Genomic DNA, 17,584 nt, shown 5'->3' with positions numbered 1-17,584 from the left:
ATGGAATGACCTGCCCCGGAGACGCAGGAGCACAGCTGACACGCGGAGGTGATGTATCCCCAGCTTCCGCCCGCGCCGCACCCCCACCTAGGGCCGAAAGTCACGAACGCGGCGTTGCCGAACCCTGGCCCCCGGCCCCACCGCACCGGGGCACGCGGCGGCCGCGGCCGCTGCCGCACACCGTCCCGGGACGCGCTGCCGCACACGCCCGCGGGCACCGGTAGGATTTTCCGGCGGGCTCTTTGGTTCGCGAACATACGGCGGATTCCAGCGGCAAGGCCTGATCATGAAGAAGAAATCCACGCGGACCGGCGCCAACGTCACGGCCGCGGACCCGGCTGCGGACCGCGCTGGCCACCCGCCGGAGCTACGCTGGAGCGACCGCCCGTGGACCCGTTCCTACGGGCCGGGTGTGCCGGCGGACCTGGTACTGCCCAAGGGTTCGCTCGTGGACCTCATGGACGGCTCAGTGCGCCGCTACGGCTCCAAGACCGCCCTGGAGTTCTTCGGCGCCCGCACGAGCTACCGCGAGCTGGGCACCCTGATCAGCCGGGCGGCCGCCGGGCTGCAGAAACTCGGCGTCAAGGCCGGCGACAGGGTGGCGCTGGTCATGCCGAACTGCCCGCAGCACATTGTGGCCTTCCATGCCGCGCTGCGCCTGGGCGCCGTCGTGGTGGAGCACAACCCCCTCTACACCGACCGGGAACTGCGCCACCAGTTCGAGGACCACGGCGCCGTCGTCGCGATCGTCTGGGACAAGGCAGTGGAGCGGGTCCGCCAACTGCCGGCCGACGTCGGGCTCCGCAGCATTGTCTCGGTGGAGCTGATTCCGGAGATGCCGCTGCTGCAGCGCCTGGCGCTGCGGCTTCCGGTGCCCGCGGCCCGCAAGGCCAGGGCCGCCCTCTCCGTGGGCAAAGAGCGCCGGAAGGGCGCGCCGGCTCCCGCTGCGCGGCCGGTGCTGCCGTGGCGGGAGCTCCTGGACGCCGGCGAACTCAAGAGGAGGCATCCGCGCCCCGCAGCGCAGGACCTTGCCGTCCTCCAGTACACCTCCGGCACCACGGGCGAGCCGAAGGCCGCGATGCTCAGCCATGCCAATCTGCAGGCCAACGCCGCGCAGGGCCGGGCCTGGGTGCCGGGGCTCAAGGACGGCCGGGAAACCGTGTACGCAGTGCTGCCGATGTTCCACGCCTACGGCCTGACCCTCTGCATGACGTTTGCCCTGAGCATCGGCGCGAAACTGGTCCTGTTCCCCAAGTTCGACGTCGACCTGGTGCTGAAGGCGCTCAAGAAGTCACCGGCCACTTTCCTGCCGGCGGTGCCGCCGATCTACGACCGGATCGCCGCCGCGGCAAGCGAACGAGGGATCGGGCTGGAGAGCATCCGCTTTTCGATCTCCGGCGCTATGAACCTGCCGGCGGCAACAGTGGAGACCTGGGAGAAAGCGACCGGCGGCTACCTGATCGAGGGCTACGGGCTGACCGAAACGTCGCCCATCGCGATCGGTAACCCCTTCGGCCCCAGCCGCAAGCCGGGAACGGTGGGGGTGCCGTTCCCGCTGACCGACATCCGGGTGGTGGACCCGAAGAACACCGCCCTGGACGTCGCCCCGGGCGAGGAAGGGGAACTCCTGATCCGCGGCCCCCAGGTGTTCCGAGGCTACTGGAACCGGCCGGACGAAACGGAGGAGGCACTGCTCGACGGCGGCTGGTTCCGGACCGGTGACATCGTCTCGGTGGACAACGACTACTTTGTCACGATCCGGGACCGGATCAAGGAGCTCATCATCACGGGAGGCTTCAACGTTTCCCCCAGTGAGGTGGAGGATGTGATCGCCACCTTCCCGGGCGTCGCGGACGTTTCCGTTGTCGGGCTGCCGCGCCCCGGGGGCGGCGAGGACGTGGTGGCCGCCGTGGTGCCGGTCCCGGGAACCACCCTCGATCCTGACGCACTCCTGGCCTTCGCCCGGAAGCACCTGACCGCCTACAAGGTGCCGCGCCGGGTGGTGGTGCTCGACTCCCTGCCGCGCTCGCTGATCGGCAAGGTCCTCCGCCGGGAGATCCGGGACACGCTGGTGGCCGGGCGCTGAGGCGGCCTATCCCTGCCGGCCGGCCGCCCGCGGATTGAGTGCCGCGATTGCCGTCGACAGGACAGTGGCAAAGCCGCACCAGAGTGCGTAGGGGGCCAGGGCCGCCCCGGCTCCACGGTTGAGTCTGTAGGTCCGCCGCACCAGGTCGGCGCTGCTCGCCGTCAGCACGGCGCACTCGGCCGCAGCCAGCCACGGCCGGCGGCTGCGCCAGAAGAGCCAGCTCCACGCAGCATTGAGGACGAGGTTCACGGCAAGGGCACCCCGGTAGGCGCGGATCTCCTGCTCCGCGGTCCTGCCGCCGGGAATGTCCGGCACATCGTTGCTGTCCAGCGCGACGGCCGAACTCACGGCAAGGTCAACGAAGAGCGCTGTCCAGACCACCGGGAAGGCGATGGCGGGCGGCTACCAGTCCGGTTTGCGCAACCGCCGGTACCAGTTGCTCTCCGGGTCCGTCGCCATCCCGCCGGCCGCCGCCGTCGCGGCTGTAGCAGCCGCCGTCCACACCACTGTCATCAGTTTCATCACTTCTCCTCGGTTTTCGTCGTTGACGCGCGCTCAGGGTGCAGCTGTTCGCCGATGAACTCGATGGTCCGGTCCAGAGCCTCTTTCGTCGGGTGCCCGGGTGTGTCCACCAGGTCCACGGTGAGGACGCAGTGTGATGACCGGGCGATGCCGAACGGATTACCGGGCGAAGAGTCCACCTCGATGCCTTCGAAGCTCTCCCCGAATTCCCGCCGCAGGGTGGCGAAACGCGCTGCCGGGCACGCCCGGTCATCGCTGAACCGCAAACCGAGGAGCCGCAGTCCCTGGCCGGTCCGCGCCTTCACCCGTGCCAGCTCGCCCTCATCCAGCCCGACGGCGGCACGCCGCCGGGCGGTCAGGCCCGCCGGCAGTGAGGGCTGGCTCATCACCGGGGCCAGGACTGCGGGTTCCAGTGCCATGGCGAGGGCGAAGCTCCCGGTCATGCACATGCCGATCGCGCCGACGCCGGGCCCTCCGCATTCCTGGTGGGCTTTGGCGGCAAGGGCGCGCAGCCAACTGGTGGCCGGGCTGCTCCGGTTCGCCAGCACGGAGAATTCGCGGGAAATGCAGACCTTGGCGACGGACTTCGCGATGGCACGGCCGCCCATTGCTTCGCCGGGCTTCCCGAACATCGAGGGCAGGTACACGGTGTACCCCCGGCCGATCAGGCGGCGTGCGAGCTCCAGCACCCCCGGATGGATGCCGGGCACCTCATGGATCAGAACCACGGCCGGGCCTTCCCCGGCCCGGAACACCTGGTGGCTGATGCCGCCGTGGCTGAAGTCCGACTCGGTAAAGCCTTCCAACGTTTCCCGCTGCTCCGGCATGGTTACCCCCTGATTGCCGTGACTGCCCTGTGTAGGCCTGTCTGTGTAGGCCTGACCCGGTGGGTCCAACCCGGCCGCCCTGCGTACCGGACATGCTACGGAACGGTGGCGCCGCCGTCGACGGCTGAACTCTTGCGGCACTCCATGCCACCTGATAGGCCTGTAATGGGCCTAAAGGTAGGGTGCTTGGTAGTAGAGACGCGCCGGCCTGAACAGGCGGTGGTTGCAGAAGGGAAGTTCACGTGACCCGCAAGAATCCCATAGTCGAGGAAAACGACGAAAAGGACCTCGAGGTCGGCGGCGGTCCAAAGGACTGGGCCGCCGGCATCCCCGGGGTGCTGCACTCCATGAAGCCCGCGATCGAGCACATGGGCCTGAACCGCACGCGCAAGACCGTGCTAGCGATGAACCAGAAGGACGGTTTCGACTGTCCCAGCTGCGCTTGGCCGGACCCGAACCACCGCAAGGCCTTCGAGTTCTGCGAAAACGGCGCCAAGGCCGTCACGTGGGAGGCGACGCCGGTGGTCATCGCCCCGGAGTTCTGGGCGGAACACTCCGTCAGCGAACTGCGGTCCCGTTCCGAGTATTGGCTGGGAATGCAGGGCCGGCTCACCGAACCCGTGCACAAGCCGGCTGGCGAGGACCACTACAAGCCGGTGAGCTGGCCGGAGGCGATCCGGATCATCACGGACAAACTCAAGAGCCTTGACTCACCAGACGAGGCTGCCTTCTACACCAGCGGCCGCACGTCCAACGAGGCCGCGTTCCTGTACCAGCTGATGGTCCGCGGCTATGGCACCAACAACCTGCCGGACTGCTCCAATATGTGCCACGAATCCTCGGGCTGGGCCATGGGCCAGACCATCGGCATCGGCAAGGCCACCGTCAATTTCGACGACTACGCCCACGCGGACCTCATCATCGTGATGGGCCAGAACCCGGGCACCAACCACCCGCGTATGCTGACCGAACTCGAGGCGTGCAAGGAAAACGGCGGAGAGATCGTCGCCATCAATCCCCTCCCCGAGGCGGGCCTGCGCCGGTACAAGAACCCGCAGAAGGTCAAGGGCATCGTGGGCCGCGGCACGGAGATCGCGGACCAGTTCCTGCACATCCGGATCGGCGGCGACATGGCGCTGCTGCAGGCCATCTCCAAGCGGGTGTTCGACGCCGAGGCCCGCAACCCGGGGACCGTGCTGGACCACGCGTTCCTCGCCGAGCACTGCGAGGGCCTGGACGAGCTCAGGGAACACCTCAGTCTGCTGGACGAGAACGCGGTCCTGGAAGCGACCGGCCTGCGGACCGAGGAAATCGACGAACTCGCCGCCCGTTACCTGCGGGCCGAGAAAGTCATCATCACCTGGGCCATGGGCATCACGCAGCAGAAAAAGGGCGTGGCCACCATCAAGGAGATCATCAACCTGCTCCTGCTGCGCGGCAACATCGGCAAGCCGGGCGCCGGCGCGTCACCCATCCGGGGCCACAGCAACGTCCAGGGCGACCGCACCATGGGCATCTGGGAGCAGATGCCGCAGTCCTTCATGGACGCCCTCGGTGAGGAATTCGGCTTCGAACCGCCCCGCGAACACGGCGTGGACGCCGTGGAAACCATCAACAAGATGCGCGACGGCGGGATCCGGGCCTTCATAGCGCTCGGCGGCAACTTCGTCGGCGCCATCTCGGACACGAACGCCACCGAAGCGGCCATGCAGAACACCGAACTGTCGGTCCAGATCTCCACGAAACTCAACCGGTCCCACACCGTGACCGGGGCGGAGGCCCTCATCCTGCCGACGATGGGCCGCAGCGAGATCGATATCCAGGAGTCCGGCCCGCAGTTCGTCTCGGTGGAGGACACGGTCTGCGCCGTGCACCCCTCCTGGGGCCGGGTGGAACCGGTGTCGCACCACCTGCTCTCCGAGCCGGCAATTGTCAGCCGGCTGGGCAAGGCGCTGGTCGGGGACAAGGTCAAGGCCGACTGGGACGGATTCGAAAAGAACTACGACCTGATCCGGGACCATATCTCCCGGGTCGTCGGCGGCTGCGAAAACTACAACGAGCGGATCCGGCAGACGGGCGGCTTTATCCTGGCGAACGGGCCGCGGGACTCCCGCACGTTCCCCACGCCCACCGGCAAGGCGGTGCTGACCGTGAATCAGCTGGAGCACGTGGAGAGGCCGGAAGGGACGCTGATCCTGCAGAGCATGCGCTCCCATGACCAGTTCAACACCACCATCTACGGCCACAACGACCGGTACCGGGGGATCAAGAAGGGCCGCCACGTGGTGTTCGTCAATCCGGAGGACATCGCCGAACTGGGCCTGGCCGACGGGATGTTCGTGGACATCCGCGGCGAGTACCAGGACGGCGCGGAACGTATGGTCCGCAACTTCCGGGTGGTTGCCTACCCCACGGCCCGTGGCTGCGCGGCCGCCTACTACCCGGAAGCCAACGTGCTGGTGCCGCTTAACCACACGGCCGAGGGCAGCAACACGCCCGTTTCCAAGGCCGTGATTGTCCGGCTGGAGCCCAGCAAGGAGCAGACCCCGGACGGTTCCGCCGCCGTGGCTACCGGCGCAGCCAAGACGCACTAGGGCACCCGCTCCCCCGCGCACATCCGCGGGACATGCCCAGCCTTGGCCCAGGCCAACGGACATAGTGCCACTATGTCCATCCCAGCGCGCACCGGGAGGGCATGTTCCGTGTGGCCCAGTTGCGGCTCCACGGGACATGCCCAGTCTCGGACGCAACCAACGGACATAGCGCCACCATGTCCATCCCCGCGCGCACCGGGAGGGCATGTCCCGTGTGGCCCAGTTGCGGCTCCACGGGACGTGCCCAGTCTCGGACGCAACCAACGGACATAGCGCCACTATGTCCATCCCCGCGCGCACCGGGAGGGCATGTCCCATGTCCCACGGGGGTGGCGGCGGGCTGCCGGGGTTACTGGGCCCGCTTGGCCCAGCCCTTTTCGTCGGGGCCGCCGGACTCGCCTTCCTCGCACAGTTCGAGGACCTTGTTCGATGCGGCGTGCACGGCGTCCTGAGTGCTCTTCCGGCCCTCGGTGGACGCGGTTCCCGCGGCGTAGCCGACAATAAAAGCGCTGATCGCGTCCGCGTGGGGCCCGACGGATTTCAGCGATTCGTCCGCGACCTGGACGATCTTCTCGTGGTCCACTTCGAGGTCAAGGATCTGCAGCGCCTGGATCAGGCGGGCGCTCCAGTGCCGTAGCGTGCTGTCTTCGTCCCGGGGCAAAGTCATGGTTACTCCTCTTCGTAGGGCGCGTCAGTTGATCGCGTACCCCCACAAGGGTTAGCACCGACCCCCGCGATCCGCAACGCGACACAGGGACACAGCGCAGCGAAAAAGGTCCGCGTCGAAAAGTCCACCGGGGACAGTCCGACGCCGGGGCGCCGGCTCGCGATGCTGCGTCAGCTCCACAGCGCGACGTGGAACTTCGACCCGCGGCGCTCCAGGCCCCGCGAGCCGCCGGGGGCCACCATGGCGGCTGTGGCCTCCGCGGTTCCGGCGAAGCGCTGCAGCGTCCGGGCCATGGTGGTGGTCCGGCGATGGTCCAGTGTGGTGGCCCACCACAGGCCGGTGACCGGTGTCCCGACGACGGGCAGCCGCACCAGGACCCCGGCCTGGATGTCGGCCCGGACAACATGGCCGAGCGCCAGCATGATGCCCTCCCCCGCCCGCACGGCAGCGAGGGCTTCCGTCTCGCTGCTGAGCCTGATGATCTCCGGCGCCACGCCCATCGACGCCAGCCATCGTCCCTCCTCCGAGCTGTCCTGGATACCCGCCGGTCCGGCGAACCACGGCCGGTCCAGGAGCCGGGCGACGGAAATCGGTCCGTGCAGCGGAGCCAGCGGATGCGACGCCGCCGCCACCAGGGCGCGCTGGTAGCGCAGGAAGGGCACGCTCTCCAGGTGGAGTTCCGTCACCGCGGTACCGGCCGGCGGCGTCGGCCGGGCCCCGAGGGCAATGTCGTAGGCGCGTTCCTGCAGGAGCGAGGCCAGGTCCTCCGCAGACTCCACCACCACGTCCACGGACGCGCCGGGGACGCGTTTGGTGAAGAGGTCCAGCAGGCGGCCTGCCGCATGTTCGGCAAAGGGCGCGGTCGAGGCGATCTTCAGCCGTCCGGCGTCGTTCTGGGCGTTGGAGACTTCCCAGCGGGCCTGGTCCGCCAGCCCCACGATGTCCTGGGCGTAGTCGGCCAGCGCCCGGCCTCCCGGGGTCAGCGCGATCCCGCCCCCGGCCCGGACGAACAGCGGATCGCCGAGGTCCTGCCGGAGCGCGGCCAGGGCCGAGGACACCGCCGGTTCGCTGACACCGAGGACCTCCGCGGCAGCGTGCAGCGAGCCCAGGCGGGCCACCAGGGCGAACGTTCGGAGCTGGCTCAATGTCATCGACACGGCGTCATAACCTTTCGCTTATGACGATATTGACACTCCGTATCAGGCGGGGCAAGACTGACCTCACACCGGTGCTGCGCGACGTTGCCAGCGCCCTGGAGTGAGGTAGGGACTATGCAGATTCCGGCTCCTTTCGACTATGTGCGGGCCACGTCCGTCGACAACGCCCTCGAACTCCTCTCCCGCCACGGCCCGGAATCGAGAGTCGTCGCCGGGGGCCACAGCCTCCTGCCGATGATGAAGCTCCGGCTCTCCCGGCCCGAGTGGCTGATCGACATCAACGACCTCTATGAACTCGACTTCATCCTGCGCCAGGGCGACAAACTGCGCATCGGCGCCCTGACCCGGCACACCACCCTGCTGGAGTCGGACGAGGTCGCGGCGCTCTTCCCCATCGTCCGGGACGCGGAAGCCGTGATCGCGGATCCGATCGTGCGGAACCGGGGAACCATCGGCGGCTCGCTCTGCCAGGCCGACCCGGCAGAGGATCTTTCCACGGTCTGCGATGTCCTCGGCGCCGAAGCCGTGATCCGGGGACCGGCCGGCGAGCGCATCCTGGCGATGGCCGACTTCCACCGCGGACCCTATGAGACGGCGGTGGGCCAGGACGAACTGCTGTGTGAGCTGCGCTTCCCGGTCCGGCCCCGGTCCGGCAGCGCCTACGAGAAAGTCGAACGCCGCGTGGGCGACTGGGCCGTCGGCGCCGCCGGCGCGTCCGTGACCCTCGCGGAGGACGGCACCATCGCCGACGCCGCCGTCGGGCTCACGGCCCTCGGACTCGACCACACGGTCGCCGGGGTCGCGGAACTGCTCCGCGGCCGGCAGCCCGGGGAGGAACTCTTCGCGGAGGCGGCACGCCTGGCCGCCGCGGCCAGCGACCCGGTGGCCGACCAGCGCGGACCGATTGACTACAAACGGCATCTCGCCGACGAACTCACCCGGCGGGTCCTGCGACGGGCCTGTGCCCGCGCCGCCCAGACACAGGAAGGCTGAAGCGGATGCAGATCAGCATGACCGTCAACGGCAACGAAGTCACGTCCGACATTGAGCCCCGCGTGCTCCTGGTCCACTACATCCGCGAGGTCCTCGGCCTGACCGGCACCCACTGGGGATGCGACACCAGCAACTGCGGCACGTGCGTGGTCCTGATGGACGGCCAGCCGGTGAAGTCCTGCACCGTGCTCGCGGCCATGGCCGCTGGACACGACATCCGCACGGTCGAGGGGCTCGCCAACGGCGGAACGCTGGACCCCGTCCAGCAGGGCTTTATGGAGGAACACGGGCTGCAGTGCGGCTTCTGCACCCCCGGCATGATGCTGACCGCGCGTGCCCTGCTCGACAAAAACCCCCACCCGGACACCACCGAGATCCGGCAGGCCATATCGGGCCAGATCTGCCGGTGCACCGGCTACGCCACCATCGTCCGGTCGGTGCAGTGGGCCGCCGCCCACCCGGCCGGCGGCGACAGCGACCCCACGGCAGCCGACGTCATCGACGGCACGGACACCGTCGTCGAGGACATCCCGGCGCAGATACAAGACACAGAGGTGAAGGCATGACCGTCATCCATGAACGGCCCGGCAACCCGGCGGCCGGCGACGAGGACCGCCCGATCGGCTACGGCCGGATCCAGCGGAAGGAAGATCCGCGCTTTGTCCGCGGCAAGGGCAACTACCTGGACGACATCGTCCTGCCCGGCATGCTGCACGGCGCCATCCTGCGCGCCCCCGTGGCGCACGCCCGGCTGGTCTCCATCGACACCACCAACGCCCTGGCCCACCCCAAGGTCCTCGCCGTGATCACCGGCAAGGACCTGCTCGGCCTCAAGCTCGCCTGGGCCCCCACCCTCTCCGCGGACGTCCAGGCCGTCCTGGTGACCGACAAGGTGCGCTTCCAGGGCCAGGAGGTCGCGTTCGTCGTGGCCGAGGACCGCTACGCCGCCCGCGACGCGCTGGAACTGATCGAGGTCGAATACGACGTCCTCCCCCCGGTCATCGACGCCCGGAAAGCGCTCGACGCCGACGCCCCCGTGATCCGCGACGAGATCGAGGGCCGGACCGACAACCACATCTTCGACTGGGATATGGGCGACAAAGCCGAAACCGAGGCCGTGTTCGCGAGCGCCGACGTCGTCGTCTCCCAGGAGATGGTCTATCCCCGCGTGCACCCGGCCCCGATGGAGACCTGCGGCGCGATTGCCGACTTCGACGCCATCGACGGGAAACTGACCCTGTACGAAACCACCCAGGCCCCGCACGCCCACCGCACACTGTTCGCGATCGTCGCCGGGATCCCGGAGCACAAGATCCGCGTGATCTCCCCGGATATTGGCGGCGGCTTCGGCAACAAAGTGGGCATCTACCCCGGCTATATCCTCGCCGTCGTCGGTTCGATCGTCACCGGCCGGCCGGTGAAATGGGTGGAGGACCGTTCGGAGAACCTGATGTCCACCTCCTTCGCCCGGGACTACATCATGCAGGGCGAGATCGCGGCCACCAAGGACGGCAAGATCCTCGCGCTGCGCACCAACGTCCTGGCCGATCACGGCGCGTTCAACGCCACCGCCCAGCCCACCAAGTATCCCGCCGGTTTCTTCTCCATCTTCACGGGCAGCTACGACATCAAGGCCGCCTACTGCAGCGTCACCGGCGTCTACACGAACAAGGCACCGGGCGGCGTCGCCTATGCCTGTTCCTTCCGCGTCACCGAGGCCGTGTACCTCGTCGAACGGATGGTGGACATCCTGGCCCGCAAGCTCGAGATGGATCCGGCGGAACTGCGGCTGAAGAACTTCATCAAGCCCGAGCAGTTCCCCTACGCCAACAAGACCGGCTGGGTGTACGACTCCGGCGACTACGAGCCCGCCATGCGGCTTTCCATGAAGCTGGCCGGCTACGACGACCTCCGCCGCGAGCAGCGGGAAAAGCGCGAGCGCGGCGAACTGATGGGGATCGGTGTCTCCTTCTTCACCGAAACCGTGGGCGCCGGCCCGCGCAAACACTTCGACATCGTGGGCCTGGGTATGGCCGACGGCGCCGAACTGCGGGTCCATCCCACCGGCAAGGCCGTGGTCCGGCTCTCCGTGCAAAGCCAGGGGCAGGGCCACGAGACCACTTTCGCGCAGATCGTGGCCGAGGAGCTCGGGATCCCGCCGGAGGACATCGACGTCGTCCACGGCGACACCGACCAGACGCCGTTCGGCCTCGGCACGTACGGGAGCCGCTCGACGCCGGTGAGCGGCGGCGCCGTCGCCCTCGTCGCGCGCAAGGTGCGGGAGAAGGCGAAACTGATCGCGGCCGCCATGCTGGAGACCCGGCCGGACGACCTTGAATGGGAGAAGGGCCGCTGGTTCGTCAAGGGCGATCCCAGCGCAGGAAAGACCATCTCCGAGGTCGCCATGGCCGCCCACGGCACCATGACCCTGCCCGAGGGGGTCGACGGCAACCTCGACGCCGAGGTCACTTATGACCCGCCGAACCTCACGTTCCCGTTCGGCGCCTATATCTGCGTGGTCGACGTCGATCCGGGCACCGGGCACGTGAAGGTGCGCCGCTTCATTGCGGTGGACGACTGCGGCACCCGGATCAACCCGATGATCATCGAGGGCCAGGTGCACGGCGGCCTGACCGACGGCGTCGGGATGGCCCTGATGGAGATTATCGAGTTCGACGCCGACGGCAACTGCCTGGGCGGGTCCTTTATGGACTACCTGATCCCCACCGCCATGGAAGTGCCCGACTGGGAGACGGGCTTCACCGTCACCCCGTCCCCGCACCACCCCATCGGCGCCAAGGGCATCGGTGAGTCCGCCACCGTGGGCTCACCGCCGGCGATCGTGAACGCCGTCGTGGACGCGCTGGCCCCCTACGGAGTGGTCCACATGGACATGCCCTGCACACCGGCCCGGGTCTGGGCCGCCATGCAGGGCCGGGCAACACCGCCGATCTGACATGACTACGATGGCAGATACCCTCGCGGCCCGGGCGAATGACCTCGCCTCCCGCCGTGAGCCGTTCGTGCACGCCACGGTGGTCCGCGCCCAACACCCCACCAGCGCCCACGCCGGGGATACCGCCCTGGTGATGCCCGGCGGCGACATCCTGGGCTTCGTCGGCGGGAACTGCGTGGAATCCTCGGTCCGCGAATACAGCCTGCAGGTCCTGGCGTCCCAGGAACCCCTGCTGCTGCGCGTGGTCCCCGGCGAACCGTCCCGCACCGCCGGGGAAGGCGCGGTGGAGGTGTCCAACCCCTGCCTGAGCGGCGGGGCCATCGAAATCTTCCTCCAGCCCCGGATCCCTGCTCCCCGGGTGCTTGTGGTCGGCACCACCCCGGTGGCGCAGGCCCTCGCGACCCTCGGCGCCGGCGTGGGCCTGGCCGTGGAACTCATCGACGGCGATTCCGCCCGTCCGCAGGCCGGGGATGCCGCGCTGATTGTGGCCTCGCACGGCAAAGCCGAGGAAGCCGCGCTGGAGGCGGCCCTGCGCGCCGAAGTCCCGTATGTCGCGCTGGTGGCCAGCGGGACGCGGGGCGCTGCGGTGCTGGAGTCGCTCGACGTCGACCCGGAGCAGCGCTCGCGGGTCTTCACCCCGGCGGGGCTGCGGCTGGGTGCCCGCACCCCCGGGGAGATCGCGCTGTCGATCCTGGCCCAGCTCATCCAGGAACGGGCGACGTCCCGGACCACGGCCCCGGCCCCGCTGTCCCCTGACGCTGCCGCGCGCGAAGAGACGGCGCTGGCGGCCGTTCCGGCGACCGCAATCGATCCTGTCTGCGGCATGACCGTCCCGGCCGTGGAATCCTCCCTGCAGATCGAACACAACGGCGTCACCGTCTACTTCTGCTCGCCCGGCTGCCGCGCCGCCTTCCGCAAAGATCCGGAGCGTTATGCCCTCACCCTCTGAACACACCCCCGCACAGCACCGGACGGCAGGGCTGATCCTCGCGGCCGGGGCCTCCCGCCGCCTGGGCCGGCCCAAGCAACTGCTCCCCTACGGACGCGGCGTACTCCTCGACGCCGTCCTGAAGACCGCCCGGGACTGCGGCTTTGACCAGACGGTGCTGGCCCTGGGCGGCGCGGCCGCGGACGTGCAGCGCACAGTCGACACCACCGGCTGCGACATCGCGCTCAATCCGGACTTCGGTGCCGGCTGCGCCTCCTCGATCGCCGCCGGCATCAACGCGCTCCACCCGGACACGGACGCCGTGGTCCTGCTGCTCGGTGACCAGCCCGGTGTCCTGGCCGGCAACGCGCGGGCACTCCTGGAACTCCTTTTAACCGGGAAGCCGGCCGCTTCCGTGCCACGGCGCCGGGGCGCCCCGGGCATCGCCGTCTGCCGCTACGCCGACGGCGTCGGCCACCCTATGGCGTTCACCCGGCGGATGTTCCCGGAGCTGGCCGGCCTGCACGGCGACAAGGCGGTCTGGAAGCTGCTGGAGCAGCGGGCGGACGACGTCGTCGAACTCGCCGTGCCGGGCGCGGTGCCCCCGGACGTTGACACCGAAGAGGACTACCGCCGGGTCCTTGCCGTTCTGGAGGGGGCGCTGTGAGCACACCGTCGCGCAGCGGAGCGGAGGAGGACGTCCAGCGGCGGATCCCCGACGTCGCAACCCTCATCTCGGCGCTGGACAGCAGCGACTACCTGGCCGACGTCGGGCTGGCCACGGCGCTGTTCCTCGCCGTCCGGCTGCCGCAGCCCATCCTGCTCGAGGGCGAGGCCGGCGTCGGCAAGACCGAGGCGGCGAAGGCCCTGGCCGGGCTGCTGGACACACCCCTGTACCGGCTGCAGTGCTATGAGGGGATCGACGCCGGCGAGGCCCTCTACGAGTGGAACCACCAGCGGCAGATGCTCGGGATCCGGCTGGCCGAAGTCCGCGACGCCGCGGTCACCGAAACGGACCTCTTCGGCCCGGAATACCTGCTGCGCCGGCCGCTGCTGCAGGCGATCGAGCATCCCGGTCCGCGCCCCGCCGTTCTCCTGCTGGATGAGATCGACCGCGCCGACGCCGAGTTCGAGGCCTTCACCTTCGAACTGCTCGCCGAGGCCGCGGTCACCATCCCGGAACTGGGCACTATCCGCGCCACCCACCCCCCGATCGTCATCCTGACCTCCAACCGGACACGGGACCTGCACGACGCGCTGACCCGGCGCTGCCTCTACCACTGGATCGACTATCCCGGCCCGGAGCGGATCGCGGAAATCGTCCGCCGCCGTGTGCCGGCCAGCAGCGGACCGCTGGCGCTGCAGGCCGCCGCGGTGATCACGAAGCTGCGCACCCTGGACCTCGCCAAGCCGCCGGGGATTTCGGAGGCCATCGACTGGGTGTCGGCGCTCGCCGTGCTGGGCATCGACCGTATCGACGCCACGACGGCGGACCGGACCCTGGGCTCGATCGTCAAGAACCGCGACGACCTGGAACTGGTCGGCGCCCGCGGGGCTGACTGGCTTGTGGCCGGGACGGACGGGTGAGCCCGGTGATGGCCGGCACCCCGCCACACACGGCCGCCGCCTTGCCCGTGGTGGAGGCAGCCGCCTTGGCTGCGGCGTTTGTCACCGCCCTGCGCCGGGCCGGGCTGTCCTGCTCCCCGGACCGGGCGGTCCGGCTGGCCGAGGCCCTCCGCCTGGTCCCGCCGTCCGACGTCGAATCGCTCTACTGGGCCTCCCGCGTGGTGCTGGTGTCCACGCGCGAGCAGCTCCCGGCCTTCGACGCCGTCTTCGCCGCGGTATTCCGCGGCGGCTTCGACCCCACCGTTCCGCCCCGGAAAGCCGCGGCACCGGCCGCGTCCCCGGCGGCCGTCCCCGGGGAGCCACGCACCCGTCCGTCCCCGGCCGAGGACCGCGCCCCCGGACGCGCGCCGGCCCACCCACCCACCGCGCCGGCCATTGCCTCCACCGGACCTGACGCCGCCGGGGACCGCAACACCCCCGGGCGCGAAGCCGTGCTGGCCATGGCTTCCACCGAGGAGCGGCTGCACGGGATGAACTTCGCCCGGCTGACCGAGGCGGAAGTCCTGGAGATCCGGCGGCTGGCGTCCCGGCTGCTGGTCGCCACGCCCACCCGCCTGAGCCGCCGCACCCGCAAGTCAACCCACAGCAGCGCCCGCCTGGATGTCCGCGCCACCGTCCGCGCCGCGCGGCGCTCGGGCAGCGACACCACCCTGCTGTTGTATGCCCGCCGCCGCGAGCAGCGCCGCAAGCTGGTGATGTTGTGCGATGTTTCCGGGTCCATGGAGCCGTATGCGCGCATCTTCGTCTCCCTGCTCCAGGGGGCAGTGGCGACGGCCGGCGCCGAGGCCTTCGTCTTTTCCACCCGGCTCACACGCCTCACCCGGCAACTGGCGCTGCGCGACCCGGACGAAGCCCTGGCCCGTGCCGCCGTGGCCGCACCGGACTGGGCCGGCGGGACCCGGATCGGCGACAGCTTCCGGCATTTCCTCGACGAGCACGGCCGCCGCGGGCTGGCCCGGGGCGCGGTGGTGGTGATCTTCTCCGACGGCTGGGCGCAGGAGGACCCTGACCAGGTGACCGTCCAGATGGCGCGGCTGCGGCGCCTGGCGCACCGGATCATCTGGGTCAATCCCCGCAAGGCGGCCCCGGGCTACCGGCCGCTGGCCGGCGGCATGGCAGCGGCCCTGCCCTACTGCGACGCGTTCGTCAGCGGACACAGCTACACGGCTTTGGCGGAAGTGGCGGCCGCAATCCGCGGCGACGGCCGGTCATCACTCAAGGGAAGAGGGAACCAATGCAGATAGACAGCGATTTCTCGGTTGTCGCACCGATCGGCACGGTCTGGGAAACCATCATGGACTTTGAACGCGTGGCCGGCTGCGTCCCCGGCGCCCGGATCCTGAACAAACTCTCGGACGACGCTTACCAGGTGGGCATGACCGTGAAGCTGGGCCCGGTCAACATGCAGTACAAAGGGCTGCTCAACGTCATCGAACGCAACGCCGCCGAACACCGCGCCGTCCTGGGCGGCAAGGCCCAGGAAACCCGCGGCCAGGGCACCGCCGAGGCCACGGTGACCATGCTCCTTACCGAAGAGGCCGGCGGCACCACCCGCGGCACCGTCAGCGCCGATCTGAAGCTGTCCGGCAAGGCCGCCGCGATGGGCAAGGGTGTGATCGGCAGTGTGACCGAACAGATGATGGGCCTGTTCGCCAGCAATCTTCAGGCCATAATTGCCACGCCCGGCGAAGCCGGCGTACCGGCCGCCGGCGAAGGTGCGGTAGCCGCCGGGGCGTCCGCGCCCGGGCTGGACGCGGACGCTGAAGCGGCGGCCGCTGCGGCGAAGGTCTCCAAACCGACGGCCCCCGCCCCGGCGGCGGAACTACCGGGCGTGCCGCCGGCTGCCGTGCCCGCGGCACCCCCAAGGGCGTCCGCGCCCGCACCGGCGCCCGCACCCGCCGGCAGCCTGGACGCCCTCAGCCTCGCGAAGGGGATCGCTGCGGAGCAGCTGTCCAGCCCGGGGAAGGTCCTGGCCCTCGTGGCGGTGGTGGGGTGCGTCTCGTACTGGGCGGGCCGGCGTTCCGCGTTCCGGCTGATCCGGGCGATCGAAAGGTTGCAGACTGACCGTGCGTGATGTCCTGGCAGCCCTGATGCCCGGCTGGCGGAAAGGTGACACCGCCGGCCTCGCCACGGTCGTGAGCACGTTCAAATCGGCCCCGCGGCTTCCCGGCGCGTCGATGCTCGTGACCGCCGATGGCGCCGCGGCGGGCTCGGTCTCCGGCGGCTGCGTCGAGGGCGCTGTGTACGAACTGGCCACGCAGGTCAAGGAGGACGGCACCCCCCTCCTGGTGCGCTACGGAATCAGCGACGACGACGCGTTCGCCGTGGGCCTGACCTGCGGCGGGATCATCGACATCTTCGTCGAGCCGGTGTCCCGGCAAAGCTTCGCCGAACTCGACGCCGTCAGGGCGGACATCGCCGGCGAGCGCCGCGTCGGTGTCGCCACGGTGATCGAGCACCCCGACAGCAGCCGGCTGGGCCTGCACCTGATCGTGCGGCCAGACGGTTTCGAGGGCGACCTCGGTTCCGAGCGGGCCAACCACGCAGTGGGCGATGACACCCAGGGCCTGCTGGCAGCCGGCCGCTCCGGCATCCTGAGCTACGGCCCTGACGGGGAGCGCCTGGACGCCGGAATGCGCGTTTTCTTCGCAAGTTACGCCCCGCCGCCGCGAATGCTGGTCTTCGGCGCCATCGACTTCGCCTCGGCGCTGGCCCGGATGGGCACCTTCCTGGGCTACCGCGTCACGGTGTGCGACGCCCGCGCAGTTTTCGCAACCCCCGCGCGCTTTCCCGAAGCCGCCGAGGTGGTCAACGCCTGGCCGCACCGCTACCTTTCCGGGCAGCTGGAACAGGGCCTGGTGGATGAACGCACCGTGATGTGCGTCCTCACCCACGATCCGAAGTTCGATATTCCGCTGCTGGAAGTTGCCCTGCGGGGCCGGCCGGTCGCCTTTATCGGCGCCATGGGTTCACGCCGGACCCATGCGGACCGGATCGCCAGGCTGCGCGAGGCGGGCCTGGGTGACGAGGAGCTGGCCCGGCTGCACAGCCCGGTGGGCCTGGACCTCGGCGCCCGGACCCCGGAAGAGACAGCGGTGTCCATCGCGGCGGAGTTCATTGCGAAGCAGTGGAGCGGAAGCGGGGAACCACTCCGGCAGCTCGGCGAGCGCATCCACCACGACGAGCAGCATTGACCGGGACTTGATCCGAAACGACGCCCTGCGCTGG

At 69.6% G+C, this 17,584-nt stretch carries 15 protein-coding genes; 11 read left to right on the top strand and 4 right to left on the bottom strand.

Annotated elements, in window-relative coordinates; translation table 11 throughout:
• Positions 1-286 precede the first annotated feature (286 nt).
• The gene (locus tag FS787_RS00620) at positions 287-2,086 is read left to right on the top strand and encodes a long-chain-fatty-acid--CoA ligase (protein ID WP_260982332.1); all 1,800 of its coding nucleotides are present in this window, start codon (positions 287-289) and stop codon (positions 2,084-2,086) included.
• A 6-nt stretch (positions 2,087-2,092) separates the two neighbouring features.
• Here the strand turns inward: FS787_RS00620 and FS787_RS00615 are convergent, their stop codons facing one another.
• Positions 2,093-2,479: a TspO/MBR family protein gene (locus FS787_RS00615; protein ID WP_260982459.1), complete on the bottom strand. Its 387-nt coding sequence runs from the start codon at positions 2,477-2,479 to the stop codon at positions 2,093-2,095.
• Positions 2,480-2,607: 128 nt separating this feature from the next.
• On the bottom strand, positions 2,608-3,435 hold the full coding sequence (locus tag FS787_RS00610) for a dienelactone hydrolase family protein (RefSeq protein WP_144670132.1): 828 nt from the start codon (positions 3,433-3,435) through the stop codon (positions 2,608-2,610).
• Between the two features lie 242 nt (positions 3,436-3,677).
• Here FS787_RS00610 and FS787_RS00605 point away from each other — a divergent pair, with 242 nt between their 5' ends.
• Positions 3,678-6,029, top strand: a complete 2,352-nt coding sequence (locus FS787_RS00605; protein WP_144670130.1) for an FdhF/YdeP family oxidoreductase — start codon at positions 3,678-3,680, stop codon at positions 6,027-6,029.
• Between the two features lie 349 nt (positions 6,030-6,378).
• Here FS787_RS00605 and FS787_RS00600 read toward each other — a convergent pair whose 3' ends face one another.
• Together FS787_RS00600 and FS787_RS00595 are read right to left on the bottom strand one after the other, a co-directional pair.
• The gene (locus tag FS787_RS00600) at positions 6,379-6,696 is read right to left on the bottom strand and encodes a DUF6457 domain-containing protein (protein WP_144670128.1); all 318 of its coding nucleotides are present in this window, start codon (positions 6,694-6,696) and stop codon (positions 6,379-6,381) included.
• A gap of 170 nt (positions 6,697-6,866) precedes the next feature.
• Positions 6,867-7,847, bottom strand: coding sequence for a LysR family transcriptional regulator (locus FS787_RS00595; RefSeq protein WP_144671786.1), 981 nt, complete (start codon positions 7,845-7,847; stop codon positions 6,867-6,869).
• Positions 7,848-7,967: 120 nt separating this feature from the next.
• Here FS787_RS00595 and FS787_RS00590 point away from each other — a divergent pair, with 120 nt between their 5' ends.
• Genes FS787_RS00590 through FS787_RS00550 form a run of 9 tightly spaced genes read left to right on the top strand, consistent with a single transcriptional unit; the run spans position 7,968 to position 17,550 of the window.
• A complete protein-coding gene (locus FS787_RS00590) occupies positions 7,968-8,846 on the top strand; it encodes a xanthine dehydrogenase family protein subunit M (protein WP_144670126.1) in 879 nt (292 codons plus the stop codon).
• Between the two features lie 5 nt (positions 8,847-8,851).
• Entirely contained in the window at positions 8,852-9,412 is a 561-nt protein-coding gene (locus tag FS787_RS00585; protein ID WP_144670124.1) for a (2Fe-2S)-binding protein, read from the top strand.
• Positions 9,409-11,802 carry an aerobic carbon-monoxide dehydrogenase large subunit gene (locus FS787_RS00580; protein WP_144670122.1) on the top strand — a complete coding sequence of 798 codons (2,394 nt, stop codon included), beginning with the start codon at positions 9,409-9,411 and terminating at the stop codon, positions 11,800-11,802. The genes FS787_RS00585 and FS787_RS00580 overlap by 4 nt, the downstream gene beginning before the upstream one ends.
• Position 11,803: 1 nt before the next feature.
• Positions 11,804-12,751, top strand: coding sequence for an XdhC family protein (locus FS787_RS00575; protein WP_144670120.1), 948 nt, complete (start codon positions 11,804-11,806; stop codon positions 12,749-12,751).
• Positions 12,735-13,397, top strand: a complete 663-nt coding sequence (locus FS787_RS00570) for an NTP transferase domain-containing protein (protein ID WP_144670118.1) — start codon at positions 12,735-12,737, stop codon at positions 13,395-13,397. The genes FS787_RS00575 and FS787_RS00570 overlap by 17 nt, the downstream gene beginning before the upstream one ends.
• The gene (locus FS787_RS00565) at positions 13,394-14,317 is read left to right on the top strand and encodes a MoxR family ATPase (protein ID WP_144670116.1); all 924 of its coding nucleotides are present in this window, start codon (positions 13,394-13,396) and stop codon (positions 14,315-14,317) included. The genes FS787_RS00570 and FS787_RS00565 overlap by 4 nt, the downstream gene beginning before the upstream one ends.
• Positions 14,314-15,600 carry a VWA domain-containing protein gene (locus FS787_RS00560; RefSeq protein WP_260982331.1) on the top strand — a complete coding sequence of 429 codons (1,287 nt, stop codon included), beginning with the start codon at positions 14,314-14,316 and terminating at the stop codon, positions 15,598-15,600. Before FS787_RS00565 ends, FS787_RS00560 begins: the two co-directional genes overlap by 4 nt.
• The gene (locus tag FS787_RS00555) at positions 15,591-16,430 is read left to right on the top strand and encodes an SRPBCC family protein (RefSeq protein WP_144670114.1); all 840 of its coding nucleotides are present in this window, start codon (positions 15,591-15,593) and stop codon (positions 16,428-16,430) included. Before FS787_RS00560 ends, FS787_RS00555 begins: the two co-directional genes overlap by 10 nt.
• The gene (locus FS787_RS00550) at positions 16,423-17,550 is read left to right on the top strand and encodes an XdhC family protein (RefSeq protein WP_144670112.1); all 1,128 of its coding nucleotides are present in this window, start codon (positions 16,423-16,425) and stop codon (positions 17,548-17,550) included. Before FS787_RS00555 ends, FS787_RS00550 begins: the two co-directional genes overlap by 8 nt.
• Positions 17,551-17,584 lie beyond the last annotated feature (34 nt).

The sequence above is a fragment of the Arthrobacter sp. U41 genome (assembly GCF_007679325.1).
Lineage (GTDB): Bacteria > Actinomycetota > Actinomycetes > Actinomycetales > Micrococcaceae > Arthrobacter.
This window is presented reverse-complemented; position numbering and strand designations above follow the sequence as displayed.